The following is a 6,561-nucleotide window of genomic DNA, read 5'->3' as shown; positions in this document are numbered from 1 at the left end:
ACTCAAGAGCAGATGCTGGTGTTGTCGGATATTCGCGAGCGCCAGGGCCTCGGTGTGGTCGCGCAGACCGGGCAGGGCGAAGCCGCCCTCGGTCGGCCGGAATTGTTTGAGCAACTGGGCATCACGACCACGGCGGTCCCCAATCACGACGGCCCGATTGCCGGGCTTGCGTTGAACGGGCAGTTCCTTGCCTGGCTGTTGCTGGCGGACAGCGTGAAACCTGAAGCGCGCCAGGCGATGAAAGAGCTGCGTGAATTGGGCCTGGGTCGCCAACTGCTGCTGACCGGCGACCGCCAGAGCGTGGCCGACAGCCTGGCGTTGGAAGTGGGCATCAGCGACGTCGAAGCCCAGGCTTTGCCGGAGGACAAACTCAACCGCGTGCTGGGGGAAATCGGCAGCGGTTTCCGGCCGATGGTGGTGGGCGACGGGATCAACGATTCGTTGGCGCTCAAGGCGGGTGTGGTCGGTGTGGCGATGGGCGCGGGCGGGGCGGATATCGCCTTGGCGTCGGCGGACGTGGTGCTGATCGGCAGCGACCTGCGGCGCCTGGGCACCTGTGTGCGCTTGAGTCGCCAGTGCCGGCACACGTTGCAGGTCAACGTGATCATCGGGCTGGGCTGGACGCTGGCGATCGTGGTGTTCGCCGCATTTGGCTGGCTGGGCGCGGCGGGAGCGATGATTGCGGCGGTGCTGCACAACCTCAGTACGCTGCTGGTGCTGGGCAATGCGGGGCGTCTGTTGCGGTTCCAGGAGCCGCTATTGAAACTCGAGGAATAAATTTTTCAGTCGCGCTGTAACGCCATGGGGGGACCTCACTCTAGTGCTATGTCGAGACTGAACAATCCGTTCAGACCGGCTCCACTACCGATCATGAGGAATACACAATGAACATCAAATCCGCTGCTGCTGGTGCCGCCCTCGCTATCGCCGCTGCTGGCATGTTTGCCGGTGTTGCCACTCAGGTACAGGCAGCAGACGCCCAGGTCCATTGCTATGGCGTCAACGCCTGCAAAGGCCAGAACGACTGCAAAACCAAAGACCACGCCTGCAAAGGCATGGGTTCTTGCAAAGGCCAGGGCTTCCTGTCGATGAGCAAGGCGATGTGCGATCAGAAAGGCGGCAAAGTCGGCGAATAACCGACAACCGAGTGCAACCGCAGCGGGCCCCCCCTCCGCTGCGGACACTTTCCCCAGGAGTGTTTTTATGTCCGCTTCCCTTCCGAGTCTGGGTTACGGCCTGGGTCTACGCAGCGAGTACTACCAGCAGATCCTTGAACAATCGCCGGCTGTGGATTGGTTCGAAGTGATCTCCGAGAATTATCTGGTGCAGGGCGGCAAGGCCTTGTACTACCTGGATGCGATAGCCGAGCGTTATCCCCTGGTGATGCATGGCGTGTCCCTGTCTATCGGCGGGCCCCATGCCCTCGATACCGATTACCTGAAGCAACTCAAGCAGCTCTCCGAGCGCATCCGGCCGGCGTGGATTTCCGATCACCTGTGCTGGAGCCGTGGCAACGCGCACCAGTTGCATGACTTGCTGCCGCTGCCCTACACCGAAGAAAGCCTGTACCACGTCGCCGCTCGCGTACGGCAGGTGCAGGATGTGTTGCAGCGTCCGTTCGTGCTGGAAAACGTCTCCAGCTACGTGCGCTCCAAGGCGGATGAGTTTACCGAGTGGGAATTTCTCAACGCCCTGACCCATCTCACCGGCTGCCAGTTGCTGCTGGACGTGAATAACGTCTACGTCAGCTCGCGCAATCACGGGTTCGACGCCTGGGAATTTATCCGCAACCTGCCGCCCGAAAGCATCCGCCAACTGCACCTGGCCGGGCATATGGATTACGGCGACTACGTGATCGACACCCATGACCATCCGGTATGCGATCCGGTGTGGGCGCTGTATCAGCAGACCCTGGAGCACCTTGGGCCGGTCTCGACCTTGCTCGAACGCGATGACCATTTCCCGCCTTTCCAGGAGCTGCTCGACGAGTTGAACAAGGCCCGCGAACTGGGCGCGAGCGCGCTGGACAGGAGAGCGTTATGCGCCTGATCGATTGGCAATTGGCCTTTGAGCGGCATTTGCTGGCCGAATCTTCCACTGCCAGCAACAGCTTCAGCGCCACCTTGATCGGCGGCCCGACCCTGGATGTCGAGACGGGCCTGGCGATTTACCACAACGCCTATCACGCCCGATTGCAGGAAGTGCTGCGCGATGACTTCAGCGCCGTCTGGTATTGGCTGGGGGACGAGGAGTTTGCAGCGTTGGGTTCGGCCTATATCTGCCGTTATCCCTCGGCCCATTACAGCCTGCGCTGGTTTGGCGAGCGGTTCCCCGGGTTTATCGTTGAGCATTATGGCGAGCAAGGTTTGGCGCCTGCCGAGCTGGCGCGGCTCGAATGGGCATTCACCCTGGCCTTTGATGCACCGCAGGGCGAGCCGTTGACCCTGCAAGACATGGCAACGCTGCCGCCCGAAGACTGGCCCGGGCTGCTGGTGCAGTTGGTGCCGTCGGTGCAGCAGGTGCTGTGTGATTTCAACAGCCTGGGCATCTGGCGTGCGAGCAAGGGCGAGTGGGACTTTCCCGGCAGCGAGGCCCTGCCATTGGCGCAGGTGTGCCTGGTCTGGCGCCATCAGAATGTCTGCCAATACCGCAGCGTTGAACCGGCGCAAGCCTGCGCGCTGACAGGCATGGTCGCCAACGGTTGGAGTTTTTCCGAACTGTGTGCCGAGTTGGCAGTCACTTACCAGGAGGGCGCGCCATTGCAAGCGGTTACCTGGCTGAAACAGTGGGTCCAGGAGGGTTTGCTCCAGCGGCGGGCACCATAGAAAAGCGCTATTGTTTCGATAGCCTGCTAATTTTTCCGTGGATGGTCTACCCTCATTTCAGACGTCTGAAACAAGGGGGGACTACTCATGCTCGCGCAACTTCCACCGGCCTTACAGAATCTCAAGCTACCGCTGCGTCTTCGACTCTGGGACGGCCATGAATTCAACCTGGGCCCGGATCCCAGCGTCACCATTGTGGTCAAGGACCCCATGATGGTTTCCAAGCTCAGCCATCCGACGCTCGACTCACTGGGCGAAGCTTTCGTCGAGGGCAAACTGGAGCTGGAAGGCTCCATTTCCGAAGTGATCAGGGTCGTTGACGAGTTGAGTCATGCCCTGGTTGATGACGACGAGGGGAGTCGTCCGGTGCGCTCGATCCACGACAAGGCCACCGACGCAGCTGCTATTTCCTACCATTACGACCTGTCCAACGAGTTCTACCAGCTGTGGCTGGACCGCGACATGGCCTATTCCTGCGGGTATTTCGAAACCGGCAGCGAATCCCTTGATCAAGCCCAACAAGACAAATTCCGCCACCTGTGCCGCAAATTGCGGCTGCAGCCGGGGGAGTATTTGCTCGACGTGGGCTGCGGTTGGGGTGGGCTGGCGCGGTATGCCGCGCGGGAATTCGGGGTCAAGGTGTTTGGTATCACCCTGAGCAAGGAACAGCTGGCGCTGGCCCGGGAGCGGGTGAAGGCCGAAGGCCTGGAAGACCAGGTAGAGCTGACGCTGCTCGACTACCGCGACTTGCCCCAGGATGGCCGGTTCGACAAGGTGGTGAGCGTGGGGATGTTTGAACACGTTGGCCACGCGAACCTGGCTGAGTACTGCAAGATTCTCTACGGCGCGGTGCGTGAGGGCGGCCTGGTGATGAACCACGGGATTACCGCCAAGCACATTGATGGCCGGCCCGTAGGCCGTGGCGCCGGGGATTTTATCGAGCGTTATGTGTTCCCCAACGGCGAGTTGCCGCATCTGTCGATGATGACCGCCGAGATCAGCGACGTGGGCCTGGAAGTTGTCGACGTCGAAAGCCTGCGCCTGCATTACGCGCGCACGCTGGATCACTGGAGCGAGCGCCTCGAAGACAACCTGGAAGCGGCAGGCAAGATGGTGCCGGAACAAGCCTTGCGCATTTGGCGCCTGTACCTGGCCGGCTGTGCGTATGCGTTTGCCCGGGGCTGGATCAACCTGCATCAGATTCTGGCGGTGAAACCCCATGCCGATGGTAGCCATGAGCTGCCGTGGACGCGGGATGACCTGTACCAGTAAGCAATGGTACCGGTGATCTAAAAGGTGGGAGCGGGCTTGCTCGCGAAGGCGTTGTATCAGAAACACATTCAGTGACTGACACTCCGCTTTCGCGAGCAAGCCCGCTCCCACATTGGGTTCGGTGCAAGCCTTACAAAATTGGAGAAATCAGCCGCGCGATCCGCATGCCCAATTGTTGCAGGCGGTGGGTCTGGCGGTTTTCTTCCTGGCTGATTTCATGGGCCAGGGCGAAGTCTTCCAGCAGCATGTGCTCCACCTGGCTGGCGAAAGTGTCATCTACCGTCAGCAACATCACTTCGAAATTCAGCCGGAACGAGCGGTTATCCAGGTTCGCACTGCCGATGGCGCTGATTTCACGGTCGACCAACACCACTTTCTGATGCAGGAACCCTGGCGTATAGCGGAATACCCGCACCCCGGCGCGCACGGCTTCGATCGCATACAGGCTGGAAGCGGCGTAGACGATGCGGTGATCCGGCCGTGACGGCAGCAGCAGGCGCACGTCGACACCGCGCAATACCGCCAACCTCAAAGCCGCAAACACCGCCTCATCGGGAATGAAATACGGGCTGGTGATCCACACCCGCTCGGTCGCCGCATGAATGGCCTCGACGAAAAACAGCGAGCAGGTTTCGTAGGGATCCGCCGGGCCGCTGGCCAGCAATTGGCAGAGTACGCCGTCGTCCGGGTAGGTATCCGGCAGCAGCAGCGGCGGCAGCTCACGCGAGGCCCAGAACCAGTCCTCGGCAAACGACTCCTGCAAGCACGCTACTACCGGGCCGCTGACTTGCACATGGGTGTCACGCCATGGCGCCAGCGGCGGTTTCTTGCCCAGGTACTCATCGCCGACGTTATGCCCACCGACGAACCCGGTAATGCCATCCACCACCACGATCTTGCGGTGGTTGCGGAAGTTGACCTGGAAGCGGTTGAGCCAGCCGCTGCGCGTGGCGAAGGCCTTGACCTGCACCCCGGCGTCTCGTAGCGACTGCACATAACGATGGGGCAGGGCATGGCTGCCGATACGGTCGTACAGCACGAAAATGGCTACGCCTTCGGCGGCTTTTTCCTTGAGCAAGGTGTGCAGTTGGCGGCCAAGTTCGTCGTCATGAATGATGAAGAACTGGAACAGCACGGCGGTCTTTGCCGAGCGAATCGCCTCGAAAATCGCGCTGAACGTAGCCTCGCCATTGATCAGCAAACGCACCTGATTATTCGCCAGGCACGGCATGCGCCCCAGCTTGGGCATGGCCCGTAGCGAAGCGTAGGCCTGGGAGTTGCGCGCGGCCAATGCCTCTTCAACCCATGGGCGCCAGTTCAGCTCGGTGATCGCCTTGTGCATTTCCTGGTTGGCCTGGCGCCGCGCCTGAATGTAGGCGTCGAAAGTGCTCCGGCCAAAGATCAGGTAGGGAATCAGCGTCAGGTAGGGGATGAACATCAGCGACAATGCCCAGGCAATCGAGCCTTGGGCGGTCCTGACGGTCAGCACCGCATGGATGGCGGCGAGGGTGCCCAGAAAATGCAGGGTGGCAATGAAATAGGCGAGCAGGTGCGGGCCAAAGAAATCCATGGACAACGGTACTCCTGACGAACAAGTGCCTAACAGACCATGTTCGGCCACGAATGTCGCTATTTTATTTGCTGTGCAACACTGGCGCTTTTGCGGCGTCTAACGCCGACAATTGCCCAGGAGTTACCCGATGAATGCTCGTCTGCTTGGTTTGGCCATGGTTGTTGGTTTGACGCTGCCTGTGGCGGCGCAAGCGCAGATGTTGGCGCCGGGCTTGTGGGAGTTGACCACCAGCAACATGAAGGTCGATAACCAGGACCTGCCGGACTTGTCGCTGATCCTCGGTCAGCTCAAGCAACAGATGACCCCGGAACAACGCGCGATGCTTGAGAAGCAAGGCATCACCATGGCCGGCAAAGGCGTACAGGTGTGCCTGACCCCGGCCCAGGTGGCGTCCGATTCCATCCCGCTGACCGACCCGCAATCGGGTTGCAAGCAGGAAGTGACGGACAAGACCGGCAACCAATGGAAATTCCGTTTCAGCTGCCCGAAAGCCCAGGGCACTGGCGTGGCGACGTTCCAGAGCCAGCAGGAATTCACCACTACGGTTAACGGTACCTTCAACGCCACCGGCGTACAGCAGAAGGGCAGCCTGGACACCCACGCGCAGTGGTTGGGCAGCAACTGCGGTACGGTCAAACCCCGCGCTTAACCTAAGACATACCCCGATCAAAATGTGGGAGCGGGCTTGCTCGCGAATGCGGTGAATCAGTCACAGGTGTATTGGCTGACCCACCGCNNCCCGCTCCCACATTTGATTGGATTGCCAGGTACAGAGTCTCTTCAACGCTGGAAATGCAGCGGCAACCCCTGGCAACTGTCGTGCACGCGCCCGTCGTGCCAGGCCAGGTGGCCGGACACAAGCGTGGTGCTGACGCTGTGCCGGAAGCTGCG

The 6,561-nt window shown here is 60.7% G+C and carries 7 protein-coding genes; 6 read left to right on the top strand and 1 reads right to left on the bottom strand.

Annotation, left to right across the window (positions count from 1 at the left end):
- The 5 genes from HX846_RS21125 to cfaB form a co-directional block, all read left to right on the top strand.
- Positions 1–777: HAD-IC family P-type ATPase (locus HX846_RS21125; protein ID WP_178966039.1), on the top strand; the 777-nt coding region annotated here is incomplete at its 5' end.
- A gap of 107 nt (positions 778–884) precedes the next feature.
- Positions 885–1,136, top strand: a complete 252-nt coding sequence (locus HX846_RS21120) for a hypothetical protein (RefSeq protein WP_003213503.1) — start codon at positions 885–887, stop codon at positions 1,134–1,136.
- A 67-nt stretch (positions 1,137–1,203) separates the two neighbouring features.
- Entirely contained in the window at positions 1,204–2,049 is an 846-nt protein-coding gene (locus HX846_RS21115) for a DUF692 domain-containing protein (protein ID WP_178966038.1), read from the top strand.
- Positions 2,040–2,825, top strand: a complete 786-nt coding sequence (locus HX846_RS21110) for a DNA-binding domain-containing protein (protein WP_178966037.1) — start codon at positions 2,040–2,042, stop codon at positions 2,823–2,825. The genes HX846_RS21115 and HX846_RS21110 overlap by 10 nt, the downstream gene beginning before the upstream one ends.
- Before the next feature lie 87 nt (positions 2,826–2,912).
- Positions 2,913–4,097 carry a C17 cyclopropane fatty acid synthase CfaB gene (cfaB, locus tag HX846_RS21105; protein WP_177022405.1) on the top strand — a complete coding sequence of 395 codons (1,185 nt, stop codon included), beginning with the start codon at positions 2,913–2,915 and terminating at the stop codon, positions 4,095–4,097.
- A gap of 130 nt (positions 4,098–4,227) precedes the next feature.
- On the opposite strand, the gene cls is transcribed toward cfaB, so the two are convergent.
- On the bottom strand, positions 4,228–5,667 hold the full coding sequence (cls, locus tag HX846_RS21100) for a cardiolipin synthase (RefSeq protein ID WP_003213496.1): 1,440 nt from the start codon (positions 5,665–5,667) through the stop codon (positions 4,228–4,230).
- Between the two features lie 130 nt (positions 5,668–5,797).
- On the opposite strand from cls, the gene HX846_RS21095 reads away from it, so the two are divergent.
- Entirely contained in the window at positions 5,798–6,319 is a 522-nt protein-coding gene (locus HX846_RS21095) for a DUF3617 domain-containing protein (RefSeq protein ID WP_003213494.1), read from the top strand.
- Positions 6,320–6,561: the final 242 nt, after the last annotated feature.

Source organism: Pseudomonas sp. K5002, assembly GCF_013386655.1.
Taxonomy (GTDB): Bacteria; Pseudomonadota; Gammaproteobacteria; order Pseudomonadales; family Pseudomonadaceae; genus Aquipseudomonas.
This window is presented reverse-complemented; position numbering and strand designations above follow the sequence as displayed.

Bases quoted from the DNA above. Each gene is read 5' to 3' on its own strand.
- HX846_RS21120 (WP_003213503.1), top strand. From the start codon at position 885: ATGAACATCAAATCCGCTGCTGCTGGTGCCGCCCTCGCTATCGCCGCT.
- HX846_RS21115 (WP_178966038.1), top strand. From the start codon at position 1,204: ATGTCCGCTTCCCTTCCGAGTCTGGGTTACGGCCTGGGTCTACGCAGC.
- HX846_RS21110 (WP_178966037.1), top strand. From the start codon at position 2,040: ATGCGCCTGATCGATTGGCAATTGGCCTTTGAGCGGCATTTGCTGGCC.
- cfaB (WP_177022405.1), top strand. From the start codon at position 2,913: ATGCTCGCGCAACTTCCACCGGCCTTACAGAATCTCAAGCTACCGCTG.
- cls (WP_003213496.1), bottom strand. From the start codon at position 5,667: ATGGATTTCTTTGGCCCGCACCTGCTCGCCTATTTCATTGCCACCCTG.
- HX846_RS21095 (WP_003213494.1), top strand. From the start codon at position 5,798: ATGAATGCTCGTCTGCTTGGTTTGGCCATGGTTGTTGGTTTGACGCTG.